The sequence below is a fragment of the Streptomyces sp. CB02056 genome (assembly GCF_001905545.1).
Classification (GTDB): domain Bacteria; phylum Actinomycetota; class Actinomycetes; order Streptomycetales; family Streptomycetaceae; genus Kitasatospora.
Genome location: NZ_LIPD01000029.1, coordinates 1 through 21,843, shown reverse-complemented (window position 1 = coordinate 21,843; position 21,843 = coordinate 1). Strand labels below are relative to the sequence as shown.

Annotated in this window: 14 protein-coding genes; 7 read left to right on the top strand and 7 right to left on the bottom strand. The window is 72.6% G+C overall.

Features of this window, described 5'->3' with window-relative positions; translation table 11 throughout:
* Positions 1-73: 73 nt before the first annotated feature.
* The 5 genes from AMK13_RS40495 to AMK13_RS40475 form a co-directional block, all read right to left on the bottom strand.
* The gene (locus AMK13_RS40495) at positions 74-1,018 is read right to left on the bottom strand and encodes an ABC transporter permease (protein ID WP_079272966.1); all 945 of its coding nucleotides are present in this window, start codon (positions 1,016-1,018) and stop codon (positions 74-76) included.
* Between the two features lie 43 nt (positions 1,019-1,061).
* Entirely contained in the window at positions 1,062-2,972 is a 1,911-nt protein-coding gene (locus tag AMK13_RS40490) for an ABC transporter substrate-binding protein (RefSeq protein ID WP_143204772.1), read from the bottom strand.
* 433 nt (positions 2,973-3,405) lie between these two features.
* Positions 3,406-6,072 carry a glycoside hydrolase family 31 protein gene (locus tag AMK13_RS40485; RefSeq protein WP_074006482.1) on the bottom strand — a complete coding sequence of 889 codons (2,667 nt, stop codon included), beginning with the start codon at positions 6,070-6,072 and terminating at the stop codon, positions 3,406-3,408.
* A gap of 348 nt (positions 6,073-6,420) precedes the next feature.
* Positions 6,421-7,179 carry a DeoR/GlpR family DNA-binding transcription regulator gene (locus tag AMK13_RS40480; protein WP_049649312.1) on the bottom strand — a complete coding sequence of 253 codons (759 nt, stop codon included), beginning with the start codon at positions 7,177-7,179 and terminating at the stop codon, positions 6,421-6,423.
* Between the two features lie 134 nt (positions 7,180-7,313).
* Positions 7,314-8,318 (bottom strand): LacI family DNA-binding transcriptional regulator, encoded by a 1,005-nt coding sequence (locus AMK13_RS40475; protein ID WP_074006481.1) that lies wholly within the window; start codon positions 8,316-8,318, stop codon positions 7,314-7,316.
* 282 nt (positions 8,319-8,600) lie between these two features.
* Here AMK13_RS40475 and AMK13_RS40470 point away from each other — a divergent pair, with 282 nt between their 5' ends.
* The 5 genes from AMK13_RS40470 to AMK13_RS40450 all read left to right on the top strand — a co-directional run bounded on the left by AMK13_RS40470 (position 8,601) and on the right by AMK13_RS40450 (position 15,564).
* The gene (locus AMK13_RS40470) at positions 8,601-9,899 is read left to right on the top strand and encodes an ABC transporter substrate-binding protein (RefSeq protein WP_079272964.1); all 1,299 of its coding nucleotides are present in this window, start codon (positions 8,601-8,603) and stop codon (positions 9,897-9,899) included.
* 2 nt (positions 9,900-9,901) lie between these two features.
* Positions 9,902-10,867, top strand: coding sequence for a carbohydrate ABC transporter permease (locus tag AMK13_RS40465; RefSeq protein ID WP_241853245.1), 966 nt, complete (start codon positions 9,902-9,904; stop codon positions 10,865-10,867).
* Between the two features lie 46 nt (positions 10,868-10,913).
* Entirely contained in the window at positions 10,914-11,759 is an 846-nt protein-coding gene (locus tag AMK13_RS40460; protein WP_074006479.1) for a carbohydrate ABC transporter permease, read from the top strand.
* Complete coding sequence (locus tag AMK13_RS40455; protein ID WP_074006478.1) at positions 11,756-13,642, top strand: DUF5107 domain-containing protein; 1,887 nt, start codon at positions 11,756-11,758, stop codon at positions 13,640-13,642. The genes AMK13_RS40460 and AMK13_RS40455 overlap by 4 nt, the downstream gene beginning before the upstream one ends.
* An 86-nt stretch (positions 13,643-13,728) precedes the next feature.
* Positions 13,729-15,564, top strand: a complete 1,836-nt coding sequence (locus tag AMK13_RS40450; protein ID WP_079272963.1) for an RICIN domain-containing protein — start codon at positions 13,729-13,731, stop codon at positions 15,562-15,564.
* A 107-nt stretch (positions 15,565-15,671) separates the two neighbouring features.
* Here the strand turns inward: AMK13_RS40450 and galT are convergent, their stop codons facing one another.
* Positions 15,672-16,778: a galactose-1-phosphate uridylyltransferase gene (galT, locus tag AMK13_RS40445; protein ID WP_074006477.1), complete on the bottom strand. Its 1,107-nt coding sequence runs from the start codon at positions 16,776-16,778 to the stop codon at positions 15,672-15,674.
* Between the two features lie 265 nt (positions 16,779-17,043).
* On the opposite strand from galT, the gene galK reads away from it, so the two are divergent.
* Positions 17,044-18,189, top strand: coding sequence for a galactokinase (galK, locus tag AMK13_RS40440; protein ID WP_074006476.1), 1,146 nt, complete (start codon positions 17,044-17,046; stop codon positions 18,187-18,189).
* 24 nt (positions 18,190-18,213) lie between these two features.
* Here the strand turns inward: galK and AMK13_RS40435 are convergent, their stop codons facing one another.
* Positions 18,214-19,020, bottom strand: a complete 807-nt coding sequence (locus AMK13_RS40435; RefSeq protein WP_049649304.1) for a DeoR/GlpR family DNA-binding transcription regulator — start codon at positions 19,018-19,020, stop codon at positions 18,214-18,216.
* Between the two features lie 402 nt (positions 19,021-19,422).
* Between AMK13_RS40435 and AMK13_RS40430 the strand changes: the two genes are divergently transcribed.
* Positions 19,423-21,597 (top strand): NEW3 domain-containing protein, encoded by a 2,175-nt coding sequence (locus AMK13_RS40430; protein ID WP_079272962.1) that lies wholly within the window; start codon positions 19,423-19,425, stop codon positions 21,595-21,597.
* Positions 21,598-21,843: the final 246 nt, after the last annotated feature.

Genomic DNA, 21,843 nt, shown 5'->3' with positions numbered 1-21,843 from the left:
GGCGCCGCGCCGGGTGTCGTGCCAGTCGGGGGACGAGACGGGGGACGAGACGGAGTACCGGGTGTCGGGGCCATCAGGTGAGCCTCACTCGGGGGTCCAGCACGGCGTAGCCGAGGTCGGCCAGCAGCGAACCGACCACGGTGGCCACCGCGGTGAGCAGGGTGGCGGCCAGGGTGATGCCGTAGTCGCTCTGCAGCGCGGCGCGGGTGGTCAGCAGACCGATGCCCTGGATGTTGAAGACGTACTCGACGATCAGCGCGCCGCCGACCAGCGCGGGCATCGAGAGGCCGACCAGGGTGACCATCGGGATCAGGGCGTTGCGCAGGACGTGGCCGTACAGGGTGCGGCGCCGGGAGGCGCCCTTGGCCTGGGCGGACCGGACGTAGTCCTGGGTGATCTGGTCCAGCACCCCGGAGCGCATGTAGCGGCTGTAGCCGGCCACGGTGGTGAGGGTCAGGGTCAGGACGGGCAGGCAGACGGCCCCGGGGTGGGTCAGCGCCTCGCCGAAGGTGGCCACCTGGTCGTGCACCGAGACCCACTTCAGGTCGTCCTCGAACCACTGCTGGATCAGGAAGCCGATGAAGAAGGTCGGCACCCCATAGGCGATGAAGGAGAACACCGTGAAGGCGTGGTCCAGCGCGCCGTTGCGGCGGGTGGCCTGGAGCAGGCCCGCCGGTACCGCGATCAGCAGGGCGATCAGCAGCGAGGCGCCGACGATGTAGGCGGAGGCGCCGAGGGCGTTGAACAGCAGGTCGGAGATGGGGCGCTGCTGGATGTAGTCGAAGCCGAGGTCGCCGTGGAGCAGGCCGTCCAGCCAGGTCCAGTACTGCATGTAGACCGGGCGGTCCAGGCCCATCTGGTGGGTCAGGTGGGCGATGGTGGCCGGGGTGGCGTGGGAGCCGAGGATCGCCCGGACCGGGCCGCCCGGCATGAGCTGCATCAGGCCGAAGGAGATGACCGTGACCATCAGCACCGTCACGAGGGCCTGGAACAGCCGACGGATCAGGTAGGCCGTCACCGCCGCCCCCCGAGGGGGGCCGCGGCGCGCTCACGGGTGGCCGTCATTTCGTGTAGTACCAGTACTCCGGCTCGTAGCCCTGGAAGGGGTCGCCGGCGTCGACGTGCAGCTTCCTGGTGACCTCGCTGACCGTGAGCGTGTTGGGGGTGTAGATCACCGGCTGGTCGCCCGCGATGTAGTCCTCGTAGGCGTACAGGTCGTTGACGTCGCTGCCGGTGGTGGTCTTGACGATCAGCTGGTCCAGCTTCGGGTCGGAGAAGCTCCAGACGTTCGGCCCGGCCCCGGTGGCGAACAGCGCGTCGCCGGTCGGGTAGTAGTCGGGGGCGAAGACCCAGCCGCCGTAGAGCAGGGCCTGCCATTGGCATCCGGCCGGCTGGGCGGCGGTGCAGGCCACGCCCTCGTTGCCGATGGTGTTCTGGGTCTGGCTGACGACGGTGATGCCGATGCCCGCCTTGGCCGCGTCCGAGCGCATGTCCGCCGCCATGGTGTCCAGGGCGGCCTGGCCGGAGGGGTAGTTCATGGTGAACGCGGCCTTGGTGCCCGCCGCGATGCCGGCCCCGCACTGGTCGGGGCCGGTGCCCGGGTTCGTGCAGGTGGCCGGGGTGCTGTCGGTGTTCCAGCCGTGGCCGCGCAGCAGCTGCTTGGCGGCCGCCGGGTCGTAGGTGGCCTTCTCGGACTGGCTCTTGGGGGAGAGCGGGTTGCCGGCCGGGAGGCTGGGCACGGCGCCGGTGCTCGGGTAGCCCCAGCCCTTCCAGATGCCGTTGATGATGCCCTGCTGGTCCACGGTGTCCTGGACCGCCTTGGTGAAGTAGGGCTGCTTGAACAGCGGCCCCACGTCCGGGTTGGCGAAGTTGATCTGGTAGTACGAGATCTCGTCCAGGTAGGTCGGGGCCGGGATGTAGTAGCCCGCGCCGCTCAGCGGGTTGCCGGCGTCCGGGTTCTTGGCGTTGAAGGTCGGGGAGTCCTCGGCCGGCAGGTAGCCGACGTCGATGGCGTTGGCGCCGCCGCTGCCGGCCTTCAGGTCCGCGTACTCGGTGGTGTCCGAGGTGTACGGGACGAAGTCCACCTCGTCGAGGTAGGGCTTCTGCGGTCCCGAGTAGGCGGTGTTCGGCACGATCGCGTACGCGCCGGAGGTGCCGTTGTAGGTCTTGAGCTTCCACGGGCCGTCGACCACCGACCACAGCGGGCTGCCCGCGAAGTCGCCGCCCTTGGTCGACTGCGCGCTGAGGTAGGCGTAGTCGGCGGCGCAGTCGGCCATGGCGGCGTCCGAGCCGAACGCGTCGTTCGCGCAACCGCCCTTCTGGCCGGGGCCGGTGAGGTCCCAGGCGAGCGGCATCGGGGTGATCTGGCTGAGCTCGTCGTCGGTGAACCAGGTCTGGCTGACCGGGGTGTCGAGGGTCAGCGTCAGCGTCTGGCCGGAGGCGGTCGCCGAGGCCACGTTGTCCGGGAAGTACTTGGCGCCGATCGCCGGGTTCGGCGGGGTGTAGTAGCCGCTGTTGGACGTCTCGGCCTTGGCCATGTTGATCCAGAACAGCACGTCCTGGGCGGTGACGTCCTCGCCGTTCGACCACTTCCACGGTTTGACCCGGATGGTGACGGTCTTCCCGTCCGGGCTCCAGGCGGGCGCCTCGCCGAGGGACACCTCCGGGTCCAGGGCGACCTTGTCGTTCAGCCCCCAGTAGTACAGGGGGCGGTAGAACAGCTCCTGGAACTGGCTGGTGTTCACCGTGCTGACCTGGGCCGCGGAGTCGAACGGCCAGATGGCGTCCGGGAAGGTGGAGGGCGCCTCGGCGACCCGCACCACGCCGCCCTGGACCGGGGCCCCGACCGGCCCCGGGCTGCTGCCGCTGCCGCCCCCGCCGCCGCTGCCGCTGGTGCAGGCCGCGGCGGTCGCCACGACCGTGACCAGCGCCACCACTTGTGCGAGTCTGCGCGCTCCTGTGGACTTCGTCATCCTGGGCATGCCCCTCTCACCCCACGTGAACACCAGCGAGTGCTTTCCTTGCGCGATCCGACGGTTCGCCGACGCGGGCATGGCGGTGCCGGGACCGGGCAAGCGTGAGCGGCTTTCCCGACGCCGGGAAGGCACCGGCGTCCGTGGGCTTCGGCCGCGTGCTGCTGGCCCTGCCCCGCCGGGTGCTAACAGTTAGACGGATTTCGCGGAGACTGAGAAGACCCGGGAAGGGCTGCGGTTCGTCAAGTTTCCATCAAGGAACGGATCTTGGGACCGTACGGGCTGCTGCCCCCGTCCGGGCCCGGTGTGCGCGGAGGCCGGTCCGGAGCCCCCTGCCCCTCGGCCCCGCGGAGGTGGGAGAACCCGGCGAGGGCCCCGCCGAGCAGGCGGGGCCCTCGCCGTACCGGGGCGGAAGCCCCTCGCGGTGGTGCGGTCAGTTGCCGCCGTGGACCAGGTTGAGGGAGAAGCCGTCGCCGGTGGGGACGGACGGCGTCCGGACCGTCGTCACCCCGGTGGCGGCGTCGTGGTACCAGCCCGAGTCGGCCGCGTCGAGCGCGGCGGCCGAGTCCCGCCGGGGCAGCGGGCCCGCGTCGGTGGCCACCAGGCGCGGTGCGGGGCGGCCGTGCACGGTGAGGCGGTACGAGCGCTCGGCCGGCTTGCCGGCGTAGTCGCCGTCACTGGCGCCGATGCGGATGTTGGTGACGGCGCGACCGGTGTGCACGTCGACCTGCTGGGTGGCCGAGGAGCCGGCGGCGTACTGCCGGGTGACGCCGTCGTCCTCGTACAGGGTGTAGGAGGAGTCGCCCGAGGCCTTCGGGTAGAGGTCGTAGCCGAGTTCGGAGCGGTCGCGGTTCTCCCAGGACAGCGTGCCCTTGGGCCACATCGGGACGATCGCGCCGCCGCGGACGAACAGCGGCAGGGTGTCGAGCGGGGCGGAGTAGCCGTTGACCGTGGTCGGGCCCTGGTAGGTGCGGCCGGTCCAGTAGTCGGTCCAGGTGCCCTCGGGCAGGTAGATGCCGTCGCGCACGGCGGTGTCCGAGTAGACCGGCGCGACCAGGAGGTCGGGCCCGGCCAGGAACTCGTACGTCGCGTTCGGGCCGAGGGCGTTCGGGTCGTGCGGGTACTCCAGGGCGAGCGGGCGGACCGCGCCGACGCCGGTGCGGGCGGCCTCCGCGGAGAGGGTGTACATGTACGGCAGCAGCCGTTCCTTGAGTTGCAGGTACTTGCGGTTGATCGAGGTGTACGGCTCGCCGTCCAGCCAGGGCTGCTGGTCCCGCTGCTGCGTGCCCGTCATGTCCCGGGCCCAGCCGTCCATGGTCATGATCGCCGGGAGGAAGGCCTTCCACTGCAGGTCGCGGGTGTACATCGCGGGGTCCCGGCGGTAGATCGAGCCGACGTCGCCGGTGTTGTAGGCGATGCCGGACATGGTGGCGCCGGCGTAGGTCGGGATCTGCCAGCGGATGTAGTCCCAGGACAGGCTCTGGTCACCGCTCCACAGCACGCCGCAGCGCTGCGCGCCGGCCCAGGAGACCGGCAGCCAGACGAAGCCGCGGGCGTCGCTGCCGTCCTCGATGCCGGCCTTGGCCTGGTCGCAGGCGTTCAGCGCGAAGTCGTAGCCGTTGCCGACCCAGGCCACGTCGAGCTTGCGCACCCGTACGCCGGCCTTGACCTCCTCGGCCTGGTCGGGCAGGCCGTTCTGGGTCCACAGACCGAGTTGGGCGTGGTCCCTGCGCAGGCCCGTGCCGGTCTGCGCGAGGTTCTCGTAGCCGCAGCCGTAGCCGTCGTTGACCAGCATCCAGCCCAGCGGCATCTGGTGGTCCACGTAGCCGTCGGCGACCTTCAGCGCGTCCGGGGTGTGGCGCTCGCCGCGGTTGGCGTTGTGGAGGTAGCAGTCGGCGTCGCCGGGTTCCAGCCCGTAGACCGGCGGCATGAAGGGCTTGCCGACCAGGTCGGTGTACCGGCCGATCACCGCCTTGACGTCACCGGTGAAGTAGTAGGCGTCCAGGCGGCGTTCCTGCTGCCCGGTGCGGACGGGCGAGCCGAAGTCGTAGATCCCGGGCGTGAAGGTGTTGCGGAAGACGCCGTAGCCGGCGGTGGAGACGTAGAACGGCTGGGAGTTGTTCCAGCCGCCCTCGTTCCAGTCGGTGCCGTTGGCGACGTGGACGGTCCGGTCGCGGTGGGAGAAGGAGCCGTTCTGCTCGCCGCCGCCGAAGAACTGCTCGTCCGCGCCGCGCTCCAGGCTCTGCCGCAGTCCGCCGGTGCTCCAGCGCAGCGGGGCGCTCTCCTGCCAGAGGGCGGTGCGGTCGTCGGCCTTGTACAGGCCGAACCGCAGCGGGTGCTTGTAGACCCGCAGGACCAGGCCCTTGGAGCGGATGCCGTAGTACGCGCCGGCGTCGAAGGTGCTGGTGTCGCGCTGCGGCTCGGGCTGCTTGCGGACGATCGTGCTGCCCGCCGGATCGGTGAGGACGCCGTCCGGGGCGGCGCGCAGGCGCAGCTGGTCGTCGGCGAGGAAGTCGACCCGGGCCTTCAGGGTGCCCGCGGAGATGTCGTAGCTGCCCTGGGAGCCGCCGAAGCCGGTCAGGTCGCCGGCGTCGGCGGTCTGTGGCAGGTAGGCCGTACCGGTGTAGGAGCCGCCGTGGACGTCGTAGGGGACCACCAGGACGTGGTAGGTGCCCGAGGCCTTCGGGATCACCGTGGCCTCCGGGTCGGCGGTGCCGGCGCTGGTGGCCACCTGCTTGCCGCCGGCGTCGTAGACGTAGAGGTCGAAGTCGTCGGTGGGGTTCTGCCAGCGGACGGACACCGGGACGCCGCCCTCCGGGTTGTCGTCCCAGTACCCGGCCGGCACGTTCACGGTCAGGTCGAAGTGGTCGCAGACCGTGCCGCCCGGGTCCTGCGTGGCCGGAGGACAGCTGGCGGGGTTGCCGAGGGTGCCCTTGGCGTACTGCGGGCTCTGCCAGGTGACGCTCCGGTGGCCCTGGTCGAGGACGGCGGAGGCGGGGGCCGCGGCGCGGGCGGGGAGGGCGGGCCCGGCCAGGGCGGGGAGGACGGCCAGGGCCGCCAGGAGGGCGGCCCTGCGGAGGTGGGGCCGGAGTGGACGCACGGTGGTGTCTCCGTTCGGCGTTCGAGGGGCGGGTGGTCGGGGGGCCGGTGGTCAGGGCGTGCCGGACTCGCCCGGGCGAGCGGGGAGGCGCCGACGGCGCACACCGCGGGGAGCGCCGGCACACGGTCGTCCACCGCGGTTGCCGCCTTCGTATGCGCTTGATCGACTGATTGGAAATGCTTGATTGGAGGTGATTTCGCGCAGATGCGAAAGAGCTTCCTGGTTTAGTGAGTTCATGTCAACCGTTGCGGTGACAGAAACGCCCGGCCGGTGGGACCGGCCGGGCGTCAGCGTGCGGGTGGGAGCCGGGTCTTCGGGATCCGGGCCCGTGAGGACGGCGCCTCGGCGTCAGGCGCGCAGGATCCGTACGCCGTCGGCGGCGATCGCCTCCTCCTGCGCCGCCGTGACCTCGCCGTCGGTGACCAGGTCGTGGACGTCGGAGAGCGGGCAGATCCGGGCGAAGGTGACCCGGCCGATCTTGCTGCTGTCGGCCAGGACGACCGACCGCGCGCTGCTGCGCAGGAACGCCCGGTCGGTCTGGGCCTCCATCTCGTCGTGCGTGGTGCAGCCCTCCTGGGGGGTCAGGCCGTCCACGCCGATGAACGCGATGTCGAGGTGGTACTGCGCGAGCATCCGGTCGGCGGCCGGCCCCACCAGTTCGTAGCTGGTGGTCCGGGCGATGCCGCCGACCACCACCAGGCGGATGTCCGGCCGGACGATCAGGTCGGCCGCGATGTTGACGGCATTGGTCACGATGGTGATCCCGCCGCGTTCGGCCAGGACGCGGGCCAGCTCGCTGGTCGTCGTGCCTCCGGTCAGGCCGACCACCGCGCCGTCGGGCACCAGCTGCTCGGCCGCCAGGGCGATGCGGCGCTTCTCCGCCTGCCGGGTGCCGTGCTTGTGGCGCAGCGGCAGTTCGAGGTTGACGGCGCCGGTGACCGCCCCGCCGCGGGTGCGGTGCAGCAGGCCCTGGTCGTGGAGCTCCTGGAGGTCCCGTCGGACGGTGGCCGCCGACACCCGCAGGAGCCCGGCCAGCTCGTGCACATCGGCGCTGCCCGTCTCGGTGAGGTGCGTGAGGATCCGGGAGGTGCGGTCGGCTTTGAGCATGGCGGAAGTCTAGTGCCGCGCGCGCGAGGGACGATCTTTGCGTGGAACTGCGCGGAACCGCGTGGCACCGTCGGGCGCGGGCGCGGGCGCGATGCAGTGGCCGGGGCGGCGCCGGGGAGCCGGGCCGGGTCCGTTCAGCGGCCGTCGGCCGGGCCGGTGCTGTCCCGGACGACGAGTTCGGGCCGCAGCAGCTGGATCGAGTTGGCCGGGCTTCCGGACCGGGTGAGGGCGCGCAGCAGCAGCTCGACCGCCTCCCGGGCCATCTCCCGTTTGGGGATGGCCACGCTGGTGAGCGCCGGTCGGGCCACGCCGACCTCCGGGTTGTCGTCGTGCCCGACGATCGACAGGTCGCGGGGCACGGAGCGGCCTTCGGCCCGGGCGGCCTCCAGTGCCCCCAGGGCGAGGACGTCGTGGGTGGCGAAGAGCGCGGTGATCGTCGGGTCGGCGGTGAGTGCCGCCGTCGCCGCGGCGAAGCCGCCCGCGGGGGTGGGTTCGGACGCCGTGTGGACGGCGGCGTCGGGGACGGTCAGTCCGTCGGCGGCGAAGGCGCGCCGGAAGCCCGCGACCCGCGGGCCGTGGTCGGGGCTGGCGAGCACCGCGACGCGATCGTGCCCGAGTTCGCGCAGGTGGCGCCCGGCGAGGTAGCCGGCCCGTTCGTAGTCGATGGTGACCACCGGGAAGCGGTCGGGGGCGTCGGTCTCCCAGGCGCACAGGGCGACCGGGAAGGAGGCCTCGGCCAGCAGCGGCAGGTGGTCGATCAGGTCCCGGTCGCCGGCGATCAGCAGGGCGTCCACCGAGCGGCTGGTCAGGCCCGCCAGGTGCCGTTTGGCGCGCTCGCCGTCGAGCCGGGTGGTGCAGAGCAGCAGGTGGTAGCCGTTCGCGTCGAGGACGTCCTCGACCTCCTCGACGATGTCGGGGTAGAAGGAGCCCGTCACGGTGGGGACGAACAGTCCCACCGTCCTGGTGGCGCCGGTGGCCAGGGAGCGTGCGACCAGGTTGGGGGTGTACCCCAGTTCCCCGATCGCGGCGCGCACCCGGGCCGCGGTCGCCGGGCTCACGGCCCCCCGCCCCCGGATGACGTTGGAGACGGTCTGCTTCGTGACCCCGGCGCGCTCGGCCACGTCCTGCATCGTCACCATGACTGGATCCTTCGACTTTACCGGTCAACTTGCCTTCGGTGAAAGGTAGGGCACCGGTGAGGGGGCGTCAAGATTGATCAAACCACCGCCCTGGCTCGTCACTTGAGAGTTCCTTGCGTGAACGGTGTCGAGGTCCCGTAGTCCTGAGCAGGTTTTTGCAAGGACTCTTGATTTACCGGTCAACCCGACCGTATCGTCCCAGCCATCCAGCCGCTCCCCGTCCTCGGGCCCCGGCTGACGACACGTCCGCGCGGCATCTCGCGCCTCCGAGAGGAACCACCCATGGGGAGAACGACCATGCCCGCCGCCCGCGTCGTCGGGGCGGCCACCGCCGTCGCCCTCGCGCTCGGAGCGGTCGCCTGCGGCAGCGGCTCGGAGGGCGGCGCGAAGGCCGCCGGCAGCTTCACCTACTGGTCGATGTGGCGCGCCGACGAGCCGCAGGCCAAGGTGCTGAAGGCCGCGATCGACGACTTCACCGCCACCACCGGCGCCAAGGTGGACGTCACCTGGGCGGGCCGGGACATCGCCAAGAAGATCGGTCCGGCGATCGCCGCCAACCGGGCCCCGGACCTGTGGGACGAGTCCGACGACAAGGTCTACGGCACCACCGCCGCGGCCGGCCAGGCACTGGACCTCTCGCCGGTGCTGCAGCTGCGGGTGCCCGAGGAGGACGTCCCGGTCTCCCAGGTCCTCCCGGCCAAGTACTTCGACATGCTGCCGAAGGACCCGTCCGGCTCCAACCACTACGTGATCCCGTACGAGGTCGTCACCAACGCCATGTTCTACAACGCGGCCGACCCGGCGATCACCGCCGCCATGCCGAGTCCGCCCACCGACTGGGCCGGACTGCTCAAGGCCTGCGACGCGCTGAAGGCGGCCGGGAAGGCGTGCGTCGCCTCCGAGGGGGAGGATCCCTGGAGCAACGCGCTGTACTTCGACTACCTGCTCGACGGAGCGGGGGTGAACGTCGCCCGGCTCGCCGCCGACCGGACCGGCGCGACCTGGGACGACCCGGCGGTCCTCGGCGCGGCGCGGCAGGTGGAGCAGCTGGTGAGGGGCGGCCACCTGATCGAGGGCTACGACGCCACCAAGTACCCCGCGCAGGAGACCAACTGGGCGGGCGGCAAGGCCGCCTTCTACATGGACGGCAACTACGTCACCGCCGAGGTGGCCAAGCAGGTCCCGCCCGGCTGGAGGACGGCGTCGATGCTGCCGCCCGGCGCGAAGACCCCGGACGCCGGCCTGTTCGGCTTCGCCATCCCCAAGCGGGCCAGGAACGCCGCCGCCGCGCAGAAGTTCATCGCCTTCTTCCTGCAGAAGAAGCACCTGTCCGGGATCTCCACCACCGCGGGCAACCTCACCCCGCGCGGCGACGTCCCGGCCCCCGCCGAACTGGCCGACGTCCAGAAGGCCCTGGAGGCCCCGACCGTGCGCCTCGCCTTCGACGGGGTGGCCGGCAGCTGGCTGCCCAAGGTCCTGAACGAGAACTACCTGGACTTCTGGCACGGCAGGACCACGGCCGACCGGTTCGTCGCCAAGTGCAAGGCCGACCAGGTCACCTACTGGCAGACCCAGGGCTGACGGTGGCGACGACGATCGAGGAGCCGCCCCGGACGGACGCCGCCCCGGGCCGGCCCGAGCGCGCCGTCCGCTCCGGCGTCGGCCCGCTGGAGCGCCAGCGCCGCCGGGTGTTCTGGCCCTTCACCGCCCCCGCGCTGATCGTGTACGCGGTGCTGTTCGTCGCCCCGGTCGGCTACGCCCTGTGGACCAGCCTGTACGCGTGGGACGGCATGGGCGAGATGGAGTGGCGCGGCCCGCGGAACTACCTCCTGCTGTTCCAGGACCCGAGGTTCCGCACCTCGCTGTTCAACACGCTCGAACTGATGGTCGTCGGAGGCACGATCACCTTCGTGCTCAGCTTCGCGCTGACCCTGGTGCTGCGCGAGATGCGGGCCAGGCTCTTCGCCCGGTCGGTGCTGTTCTTCCCCTCGCTGGTCAACGGCATGGTCTTCGGCATCGCCGCCGGATTCCTGTTCTCGCCCACCGGCCCGGTCAACCAGGCGCTGAAGGTCTTCGGGGTGACCACACCGCCCAAGTGGCTGTCGACGGACAACCTGCTCCCGATGGTCCTGGGCACCCTGGTCTGGACGGCGACCGGCTACTACACCTCCATCATCATGGCGGCGGTCGACCAGATCCCCGACTACCTCTACGAGGCGGCCGAACTCGACGGTGCCGGCCCCTTCCAGCGCTTCCGGCACATCACCCTGCCGTGCGCCTGGGACGTCATCGCGGTCTGCGCGGTGCTGTGGACCGTCAGCTCGGTGAAGATCTTCGAGCTGATCCTGCTCTACGGCGGCAGCACCAACGCCTATCCGCCGGTGAGCAGTTGGAACACCGCCGTGTACGTGTACGCCGAGGCCTTCCCGCAGGGCACCGTCCCCCGGCTGGGCACGGCCACCGCCGCCGCGATCGTCAGCCTGGCCATGGTCACCCTGATCACCGTCGTGCTGCGCCGCCTGCTGCGCCGCGAACCGGTCGAGTACTGACCCGTCGCGTCCCGGCCCCCCGCACCCAACCGGAAAGGTCCCTCCCGTGCGACGCAGTAACCGACCCACCGGACCCGCGAGCAGGATCGGCACGGCCGCCGTCTGGATCGTCGTCGCCGCCGACCTGCTGCTGCTCCTGTGGATCCTGCTGACCTCGCTGCGCAGCGGCCCCGACATCCTGCGGCACGGCTTCGGCCTGCCGACCAGCCCGGACACCGGCAACTACACCACCGCGCTCGACGAGGGCGGCTTCGCGCGGGCGGCCCTCAACAGCGTGCTCACCGCCGGCCTCTCCTCCGTGGTCGCCGTCGCCCTCGCCGCCCCCTGCGCCTACGCCCTCGCCCGGCGCCGCTCGCGGACCTCCTCGGCACTGACGATGAGCTTCGCCATGGGCCTCGGCGTGCCCGGCCAGGTCCTGGTGGTGCCGCTGTTCGTCGGCCTGTCCCGGGTGGACCTGACCGACAGCGACCTCGGCCTCGGGCTGGTCTACGTCGGCCTGGCGATGCCGTTCACCGTCTTCCTGCTGACCGGCTTCTTCCGCGGCGTCCCCGGCGTGCTGGAGGAGGCCGCCGTCCTGGACGGCGCCGGCCCGCTGCGCACCTTCGTCCAGGTGGTGCTCCCGGTCGCCCGGGGCGGACTGGTCACCGCCTTCCTCCTGCAGTTCATCACCGCCTGGAACGAGACCCTGTTCGCCCTCGTCCTGACGAACAGCCAGGGAACGACCACCCTCCCGGTGGCGCTCTCCTCGTTCGTCGCGGCACAGCAGTTCAACGGCCTGGACTTCGGCACGATGTTCGCCGGGGTCTGCATCATCCTCGCCCCGATGATCGCGCTCTTCTCCTGGATGGGCTCGCGGATCATCCAGGGCATGACAGTTGGGATCGGCAAGTGACCTCGACCCTGCGCACCGACCCGCTCCGCATCGACGGGACCCCCGATCCGGTCGGCGGCACCCTGCCGATCCTGCACGGCCTGCCCCGGCAGACCGGCGCCGGCGCCGGGGTCGACGACGAGATGCGCCGCAACCTGGCCTACGGGGTGCCCGACACCCTGCTGCCGTACACCCGACAGAGCGGGTACGACCGCGTCCGTACCGAGCGCGAACTCCCGTGCGTGGTGCTGGAGAACGAGACCCTCACCGCGACCTTCCTGCCCTCCCTCGGCGGGCGGCTGTGGTCCCTGGTCCACCGCCCCACCGGGCGGGAGCTGCTGCACCGCAACCGGATCCTGCAGCCCGCCAACCTCGCCCTGCGCGACGCCTGGCTGGCCGGCGGGGTGGAGTGGAACCTCGGCGCCACCGGGCACTGGCCGCTGACCTGCGAGCCGCTGCACGCCGTCCGGGTGCGCGCGCCCGACGGCACCCCCGTGCTGCGGATGTACGCCTTCGAGCGGCTGCGGCGCCTGGTGCTGCGGATGGACAGCTGGCTGCCCGCCGGCTCCCCGGTGCTCTACGTCCGCATCGCCGTGCACAACCCCGCGCCGAGCGAGACACCGGTCTACTGGTGGTCCAACATCGCGGTGCCCCAGGACCGGGACGTGCGCGTCCTCGGCCCGGCCGACCACGCCTTCCACTGCGACTACGTCAGCGACCTGCGCCGGGTGGCCTTCCCGGAGGCCGACGGCGCCGACCGCAGCTACCCCGGCCGGGCGGCGCGCGCCGCGGACTACTTCCTCGACCTCCCCGGCGGCGAACGCCCCTGGATCGCCGCGCTGGACGGCACCGGCGCCGGGCTCGTCCAGACCTCCACCGCCCGGCTGCGCGGACGCAAGCTGTTCTGCTGGGGCACCGGCACCGGCGGCAGGCACTGGCAGGAGTGGCTCTCCGGCCCGGACTCCGCCTACCTGGAGATCCAGGCGGGCCTGGCCCGCACCCAGCTGGAGCACCTGGCGATGCCCGCCGGCGCCACCTGGTCGTGGACCGAGGCGTACGGGCTGCTGCAGGCCGATCCCACGGCGGTGCACGGGAGTTGGGACGCCGCCCGGAAGGCCGCCGGCCAGGCGCTGGACCGGCTGCTCCCGCCGCTGGAGCTGGAGCGGGCCGACGCCCGGGCCGGGGAGTTCGGCGCGCCCGAGGAGGTGCTGTCCGAGGGCGACGGCTGGGCCGCGCTGGAGATCGAGGCCGGTGCCCTGCCCGCCTCGCCCGCCCTGCCCTTCGGCGAGCCGGCGGCCGCCCAGGAACCCTGGCGGCGGCTCCTGAGGACCGGCACGCTCCCGGTCTGCGACCCGCCGGCCGAGCCGGTCACCGGGGCGCACTGGCGGCGACTGCTGGAGGCGAACGCCACGGACTGGCACGCGCTGTACCAGCTCGGGCTGCTGCGCCTGGCCGACGGGGAACGGGAGTCCGCCCGCGAGGCGTTCGAACGCTCCGTCGCCGTCCAGGCCTCGCCGTGGGCGCTGCGCGCGCTCGCCCTCCTCGCCCCGCAACCGCGGGAGGCCGCCGACCTCCTGCTCTCGTCCCACCGACTCCGGCCGGAACTACGGGAGTTGACGATCGAGACGCTGGAGTCGCTGCGGCGCGCCGAGCGCCCCGCCGAGGCACTCGCGCTGATCGAGGCGCTCTCCCCGGCCGACCGGGCGCACGGGCGGATCAGGCTGGCCGAGGCGGAGGCGGCGCACGCCCTCGGCGACGACGACCGGGTCCGGCGGCTGCTGGCCGAGGGCATCCAGGTCGACACCATGCGCGAGGGCGAGCTCTCCCTGGACACCCTCTGGCTCGCCGTCCACCCCGGCACACCGGTGCCCCCGCAGTACGACTTCCGCATGGCGGACGGCTGACCGCCCGCCGCCCCGGACCACTCTCCCGTTCCGCACCCCCACAGCAGGGGCGCAACCGTGCGCCCCGCCACGGAAGAGGAGTACCAGTGCCACCTCTACCCACCCGATGGGCCCGCGTCCTCGCCGCCACCGCCCTGGCGGCGCTCGCCGCCGGAACCCTGGCCGCCGGACCGGCGTCCGCCGACAGGCCGTCCGCCGACTCACCCGCCGCCGGCAGGCCGGCCCCCGCGACGTACACGGTCTCGGTCGGCAGGACCGGCTCGTACGCCTACCCCGACGACACCCAGGCCAGTCCCTACACCGACAAGGACGGCACGTTCTACTTCCAGCAGTCGCACTCGCTGTACGGCGCGAACGACTCCCGGCAGTGGGACTTCTTCACCGGCCGGGACTTCGACAGCGCCACCAGGTCCGCCGCGATCAGCGACGCCGTCAACCCCGCCGACCCGTCGGACCGCAACGACGACACCACGGCGCGCTGCAACAACAGCCCCACCGGACGGGAGTCCAGCTACGCGCCGCAGGGTTCGCACTACGCCCAGCGGAACTACTGCGACCTGGCCGGGGTCTGGGTCGACCCGGACAGCGGGGACTGGTACGGGCTGGTGCACAACGAGTTCACCCCCCAGCCCTTCGGCGACGGCCTGCACTACGACGCGATCGACTACGCCGTCTCCACCGACCAGGGCCGGACCTGGACGATCAGGGACCACGTGATCACCTCGCCCCGCAGCACCACGCGAGGTGACACCGCGGCCTTCCCGCAGCAGACCTTCTCCTACGGCGACGGCGACCAGCGACTGTTCGTGGACACCGCCTCCGGATACTTCTACGTCTTCTACGGCTCCCGGATCGTCGACAAGGGCGGCAGCTGGGGCGCGTTCCAGCAGCACGTCGCGCGGGCCCCGATGTCCGCCAAGATGGCGCCGGGCAGCTGGCAGAAGTGGTACGACGGCGCGTGGTCGCAGCCCGGGGCCGGCGGCCTGGAGAGCGACATGGTGCCCGCCGACGGCGCCAACCCCACCGGGTACCTCCCGCCGGCCAAGGAGTACGACCCGGCCAACCCCGGCACCGTCAGCCGGCAGATCGCGGCCGGCACGCTCGCCCCGAGCACGCCGCTGTTCGTCATGAACATCGCCTACGACGCCTACCTGGGCCTCTACATCGGCACTCCGCAGGCCGTCGACCAGAGCGGCAACGCCCCGCAGCAGATCTACGCCACCAAGGACCTGGCCACCCAGAAGTGGACGCTGCTCGGCGACACCGGCGGTTACCACACCGCCTCCTGGTACCGCTGGTTCCTGGACAGCGCCAGCCTGACCGGCACCACGATCGTCGGCAGGACCTTCCGGTCGTACTGCTCCTTCGCCTGCGCCGGCTCGGACGGCCAGTACGTCGAGCTCACCGTCGGCTCGTCCGCGCCGGCCGCCCCGCCGGTCGACCTGGCCAGGACCTACCGGATCCAGAGCGGCAACGGCCGGGTCCTCGCCCAGAGCGCCGGCGGCTCCGCCGTCACCTCCACGGCCAGGGCGGCCGGCTCCGCCCGCGAGTCCTGGCGGTTCCTGGCCGAGGGCGACGGCTCCTACCGGATCGTCAACGCCGCCACCGGTCGGCTGCTGGGCGTCGACGCCACCTCGACTACGGGCCGGGCCTGGGGCGCGGCGCTGACCGCCACCGGCGCCGTCGGCGGGAGCGCCACCGTCGGGCAGCAGTGGTTCATCCTCCCCAGCAAGGCCGGGAAGGGCCGGTGCCAGCTGGTGAACCGTTACAGCGGTCTGGTGATCGGCATGTCCGGCACAGCGGGCCGACTCGCCGAGACCGTGCCCGCCCGCTCCTGGAGCGACACCACCGGCTCCACGGTCGGCGGCGGCCGCACGGCGGCCGAGCAGACCCTCGCCCTCGTTCCGCAGGCGCCGCGGTGACGCGGGAGCCGGACACCGGATCGCCGCCGCGGCGGTGGTCGACCTCCTGACCCCGACCCCGGCACGGCTCGATCGACGGCCGTGCCGGGGCCCTCCTGTGGGCCGGGTCAGTCGGCCGCGGCCTCGCGCAGCCGCTCGGCGGCGGCCTCCGGACTCACATCGGTGACGAAGGCGTCGAGTCCGGATTCCACACCCGCCAGGTACTTGAGCCTGCCGGGAGCGCGCCGGACGGTGAACAGCTCCAGGTGCAGGGCGAGTTCGTCGCCGCCGTCCTTCGGCGCCTGGTGCCAGGCGGAGATGTACGGGGTCCGGTTCGGCGCGGAGCCGGCGGGAGCGGGGAACAGCCGGTCGAAGCGGCGCAGCAGGTCGAGGTAGAGGCCGGGGAACTCGGCGCGCTCGGCCTCGTTCAGCGCGGTGAGGTCGCGCACCCGGCGGTTGGGGTAGAGGTGGACCTCGTACGGCCAGCGGGCGGCGAAGGGCACGAAGGCCGTCCAGTGCCCGCCCCGGAGCACCAGCCGCTCGGGGGCGGCCCGTTCGGCGGCGACGAGGTCCTCGAAGAGGTTCCGCCCGGTGCTCGCCCGGTACGCCTCGGCGCGGCCGATCATCCGGGCGGTGCGGGAGGGGACGAAGGGGAAGGCGTAGATCTGCCCGTGCGGGTGGGCCAGGGTGACGCCGATCTCCTCGCCGCGGTTCTCGAAGCAGTACACCTGCCGGACCTCGGGCCGGGCGGAGAGTTCGGCCGTGCGGTCGGTCCAGGCGTCCAGCACCAGGCGGGCCCCGGCCTCGTCCAGGTCGGCGAAGGAGGCGTCGTGGTCGGGGGCGAAGCAGACCACCTCGCAGCGGCCGGTGCCCGGGCGGAGGGTGCGCAGGGGGTCGTCCTCGTGGGCGGTGACGTGGGCGGCGGAGTCCGGGGCGAGCGAGGGGAAGCGGTTCTCGAAGACCGCGACCTGGTAGTCGGCCGCCGGGACCTCGCTCAGCCGTCCGTTCCGGGAGGGGCAGAGCGGGCACTCGCCGGCCGGGGGGTGGTAGGTCCGCTGCTGGCGGTGGGCGGCGACGGTCACCCACTCGCCGAGCACCGGGTCGAGGCGGGTCTCGGAGAGGCTCGCGGAGGGTTCCAGCGGGCGTTCGTCCACGGCGTTCCGGTTCGTGCCGAACTCCTGGTCGTAGTAGACGAGTTCGCGGCCGTCGGCCAACTTGGTCGCGGTCTTGTGCACCGCCGTGCTCCTTCTGCGGGGGAGTTCGGCCAGTCTGCGCCGATCTCCAACAGAATCAAACATATTCGATCGTTTGTCAACAGGTGTAGACCTGCCGACGAGGCATCGGGCACCGTTTCCGGTCCGCGCCGCGATGCGAAACCCGCAGGTGTTGACTGCGGCGGCCGATGGTGTTTGATTATGTCGAAATCGGCTCCCGTCCGCCGAAGGAGGCACCGACGGGAGCCGCCACGACGCACGCGCACGACGTACGGGAGCCGAGCAGATGATCGACCGGGCCGCCACCGACTTCGAGGCCGTCCACGGCGCCCGGCCGAGCGGCGTGTGGGCCGCGCCAGGCCGGGTGAACCTGATCGGTGAGCACACCGACTACAACGACGGCTTCGTCCTGCCCATCGCCCTCCCGCACACCACCAGGGTCACCGCCCGCCGCCGCGCGGACGGCCGGGTGCGGTTCCACAGCACCCGGGGCGACGGCACCGTCACCGACCTCGCGCTCGACGGCCTGGCCCCCGGGGTCGTCACCAGCTGGGCCGCCTACCCGGCCGGCGTGTTCTGGGCCCTCGCCGAGGCCGGACACGCGATCGGCGGCGCCGACCTCTCCGTCGACAGCGACGTGCCGGCCGGTGCCGGGCTCTCCTCCTCCGCCGCCCTGGAGTGCGCCACGGCCGCCGCCCTGAACGACCTGTACGGGCTCGGCCTGTCCGCGCCGGACCTCGCCCTGGTCGCCCAGCGGGCCGAGAACGCCTTCGTCGGCGTGCCCTGCGGGGTGATGGACCAGATGGCCTCCGCCTGCTGCACGGACGGTGCCGCGCTGCTCCTCGACACCCGGACGCTGGAGCGGCGCCACGTCCCGCTCGACCTGGAGGCGGCCGGCTTCCGGCTGCTGGTGATCGACACCCGGGTCAAGCACGACCTCGGCGACGGCGCCTACGCCGCCCTGCGGGCCGGCTGCGAGCGGGCCGCCGACCTGCTCGGCCTGGCCGCGCTGCGCGACCTGCCGGCCGCCGGCCTCACCGCGGCCCTGGAGCGCCTCCCCGGGGAACTCGCCCCGCTGGTGCGGCACGTGGTCACCGAGAACCGGCGGGTGGCCGAGGTGATCGAGCACCTGGACAGCGGGCGGACCGCCGCGCTGGGGCCGGTCCTGACGGCCGGACACGCCTCGCTGCGCGACGACTTCCGGGTCTCCTGCCCCGAGACGGACCTCGCGGTCGAGGCCGCCGTGGCCGCCGGGGCGCTGGGCGCCCGGATGACCGGCGGCGGCTTCGGCGGTTCCGTCATCGCGCTGGTGGCCGCGGCGGACGTGGCAGCGGTCGCGGACGCGGTGCGGTCGGCCTTCGGCTCCGCGGGCTTCGCCGCACCCGTCGCCTTCACCGCCGTCCCCTCGGCGGGGGCGCGTCGACTGGCCTGACCGGGCGGGGCCCGGAGCCCCCGGTCAGCCGGCGGCCGGTACCACGACGAGTTCGCCGACCGCCTCGGCGAGCGCGTTGCGGGCCGCCGCGGGGAGGGCGTCGTCGGTGATGAAGCAGTCGACCTCCGTCAGGGCCGCGAAGCTGCTCAGGCCGACCACGCCCCACTTGGTGTGGTCGGCGACCACGACGGTGCGGCGGGCCGAGGCGATCAGGGCCCGGTTGGTCTGCGCCTCGGCGAGGTTGGGGGTGGTGAGTCCGGCCTGCTCGCTGACGCCGTGCACGCCGAGGATGAGCAGGTCCACGTGGAGGGTGCGGATCGTCTGGTCCGCGAGAGCCCCCACCAGGGCCGCGGAGCGTGTCGGCGCCCCACCGGTCAGCAGCAGCGACGGAACGGTCTCCGCTCCGTCGCTCTCCGCCGCCCACAGCAGGTCCGCGATCCGCAGGGAGTTGGTGACGACCGTCAGCCCCGGCACCTCCAGCAGCCGGGAGGCGACCGCGTAGGTGGTGGTGCCGGCGGACAGCGCCACCACGCTGCCCGGTTCCACCCGCTGCGCGGCGGCGTCGGCCAGCGCGGCCTTGGTGCTCTCCTCCAGCCCGGACTTCACGTCGAAGCCGGGTTCGTCCGTGCTGGCGGTCCCCACCGCGATGGCCCCGCCGTGGACCTTCCGCACGTCTCCCTGGCGGACCAGCGCGTCCAGGTCGCGGCGGATCGTCATGTCCGACACGCCGAACTGCTCGACCAGCTCGGCGACGCGCACCGCGCCGGCCTTGCGGATGGCCTCCAGGATCAGCGCCTGGCGCTGCGGGGCGAGCAAACTCTGATCAGCCACGAAGGCCCTTTCGATCGAACGGGTGCCTGACCGCTCCCGCTTCCTCCGGCAGGCCGACCCTGCCGCGGTCCGGACGTACCGGTGCCACTGCCGAGGGCCGGGCGGGGCGCCGGGGCGTTCGCGTCGGTGACCGGGGAGCCGTCGGCCGCGACATGATCCAGTATCCCAGGACCCCAACGGGCCCCGACCCGACCGGTCGGCCGGTCGCGCTCCTGCGTCCGGTGGCGGCTCGGCCGGGCCGGGTCCACGTGCACTCGTGCTCGGACTTTGCCATTGAGTGCGTGTTATTGCTTATTCTGCCCGTCATCTTGTCAGGAGCGAGCAGGGCCCCGTACAAATGGTCCGGCTGGGACCAACAGCAGCCATCCATGCCCTGACCCCGAGATCCCGTGAGGTCGAAGCGTGTCAACTGCCCTCCGCCGGTGGCTCCGTACCACCGTCGCCTGCTGTACGGCGCTCGCCGCCGTGTCCACCGCTACGCTCCTGGCTCAGCCCGCGGTCGCCGCGGAGCCCTCCCCGTCCGGCACCGTCGCCGAGTACCCGAACTACGCCCCCACACCGCCCATGGGCTGGAACGACTGGTCGTACTACCAGTGCGGGATCGACGAGAAGACCATCCTCGACAACGCCCGGGCCCTCGTCTCCACCGGGCTGGCGAAGAAGGGGTACGACACCGTCACCATCGACGACTGCTGGATGTCCAAGCAGCGCGACGCCCAGGGCAACCTGGTCGCCGACCCGCGGCTGTTCCCGCACGGCATGGCCTACATCGGACGCCAAGTCCACGACCTCGGCCTGAAGTTCGGCATCTACGAGGACGCCGGGACCGCCACCTGCGGCGGCTACCCGGGCTCCCTCGACCACTGGCAGCAGGACGCGGACCTGTTCGCGTCCTGGGCCGTCGACTACGTCAAGCTCGACGGCTGCAACGTCCCGGTCAAGCCCGGCGAGACCGAGGAGCAGAGCTACCGCGACACCTACACCGCGATGAGCCGGGCGCTGCTCGACACCCACCGCAGGATGGTCTTCTCGGTCTCCGCGCCCGCCTACTTCCAGGGCGCGACGAACTGGGAGTCGGTGATCCGCTGGTCCGCGCCGCTCGGCAACCTGTGGCGGGAGGGCGCGGACATCGCACTCGGCCAGGCCAGTGGCGCCGAGAAGTGGGCGTCGATCATGTACAACTACGGCTACAACGTCGGACTGGCCGACCTGCAGCGCCCCGGCCGGTGGAACGACCCCGACTTCCTGCTCACCGGCGACTCCGGGCTCAGCCAGGACGAGATGCAGAGCCAGATCTCGCTGTGGGCCGTGATGGCCGCGCCGCTGATCTCCAGCACCGACCTCACCCGTCTCTCCCCGGCCGCGCTGGAGCTGCTCGGCAATCGCGACGTCATCGCCGTCGACCAGGACCGGCTGGGCGTCCAGGGGCGGGTCGTCCAGCACGGAACCGGCTACGACGTGCTGAGCAGGCCGCTGGCCGGAGGGGACCGGGCGGTCGCGCTCTTCAACTCCTCCGACACCGCGCAGACCATCACCACGACCGCCGCCCGGGCGGGCCTGCCCGCCGCCGACGGCTACCGGCTCGACGACCTGGTGACGAAGAAGGCCGTCGGGACGGCCGGCGTGATCTCCGCGAACGTGCCGCCGCACGCCACGGTGCTCTACCGGGTCCACCCCGGCGCGACCCACGGCCTGGCCCCCGCCACCGCCGTCACCTGGCAGGACGTCAGCACGGCCCAGGAGCCCGGGACGTACCGGATCACCCTGGCCGACAACGGCGCCGTCGCGCTGAACGACACCAGCGTGCGGATCAGCGCCCCCGCCGACTGGACCGTCACCCCGGCGACCGTCACGCTCCCGCGCATCGCACCGGGCGCGACCGCGTCGGCCACGGTGACGGTGCACGGCCCCCAGGGCGCTCCCGGCACCACGGCCACGGCGATCACCGCCACCGCGAGCTACCGGGCCCGGCCGGCCGGGGTCGACACCGTCAGCGGTGAGCAGACGATCGTGCGGACCGTGCCCTACCCGTCGCTGGAGGCCGCGTTCGACAACGTCGGCGCCACCGCCGAGAGCGACACCGCTCCCGGCGACTTCGACGGCGCCGGGAACAGCTACTCGGCGCAGGCCCTGGCCCTGGTCGGCGCCACCGCGGGCGCCACGATCAACGCCAACGGCCTCAGCTTCACCTGGCCGTCCGCGGCCGCCGGCACCAACGACAACGTGTCGGCCGCAGGCCAGGAGATCACCTTCAGCGGCCAGGGCAGCGCGCTGGGCTTCCTCGGCGCCGAAGCGGGCTTCGCCTCCGGCACGGTCACCATCGCCTACACCGACGGCACCACCAGCAGCGGCCAGTTGGGCTTCCCCAACTGGTGCTGCACCCCGACCGACGCCTACGGCGCGAAGACCGCGTTCACCACGGACCACCGCAACACGCCCACCGGGCCGGGCAACTTCGGCACCGGGTACGGCGTCTTCACCAACACCGTCCCGCTGACGCCCGGCAAGACGATCCGTTCCGTCACGCTGCCCCGCGCCGCGGCGATCCACGTGTTCGCGCTGGCCGTCCAGCCGTGATCCGCGCCGCCCGGCCCACCGGACCGGTTCCCGTGGGCCGGGCGGTCGGCGTTCCCCCGCCCGAGACTCCGCCCCTCCCCGCGAACGGCATCCAGGACCCATCCATGACCGTCACGAACCGCACCACCCTGGCCGGTGCCCGGCTGGTCCTGCCCGGCGGCGTCGTCGAGGGCGACCGCCTCGCCGTCGAGGGCGAGCGCATCGCCGGGCTCGGCGGCGACACCGAGCCCGGCGACCTCGACCTGA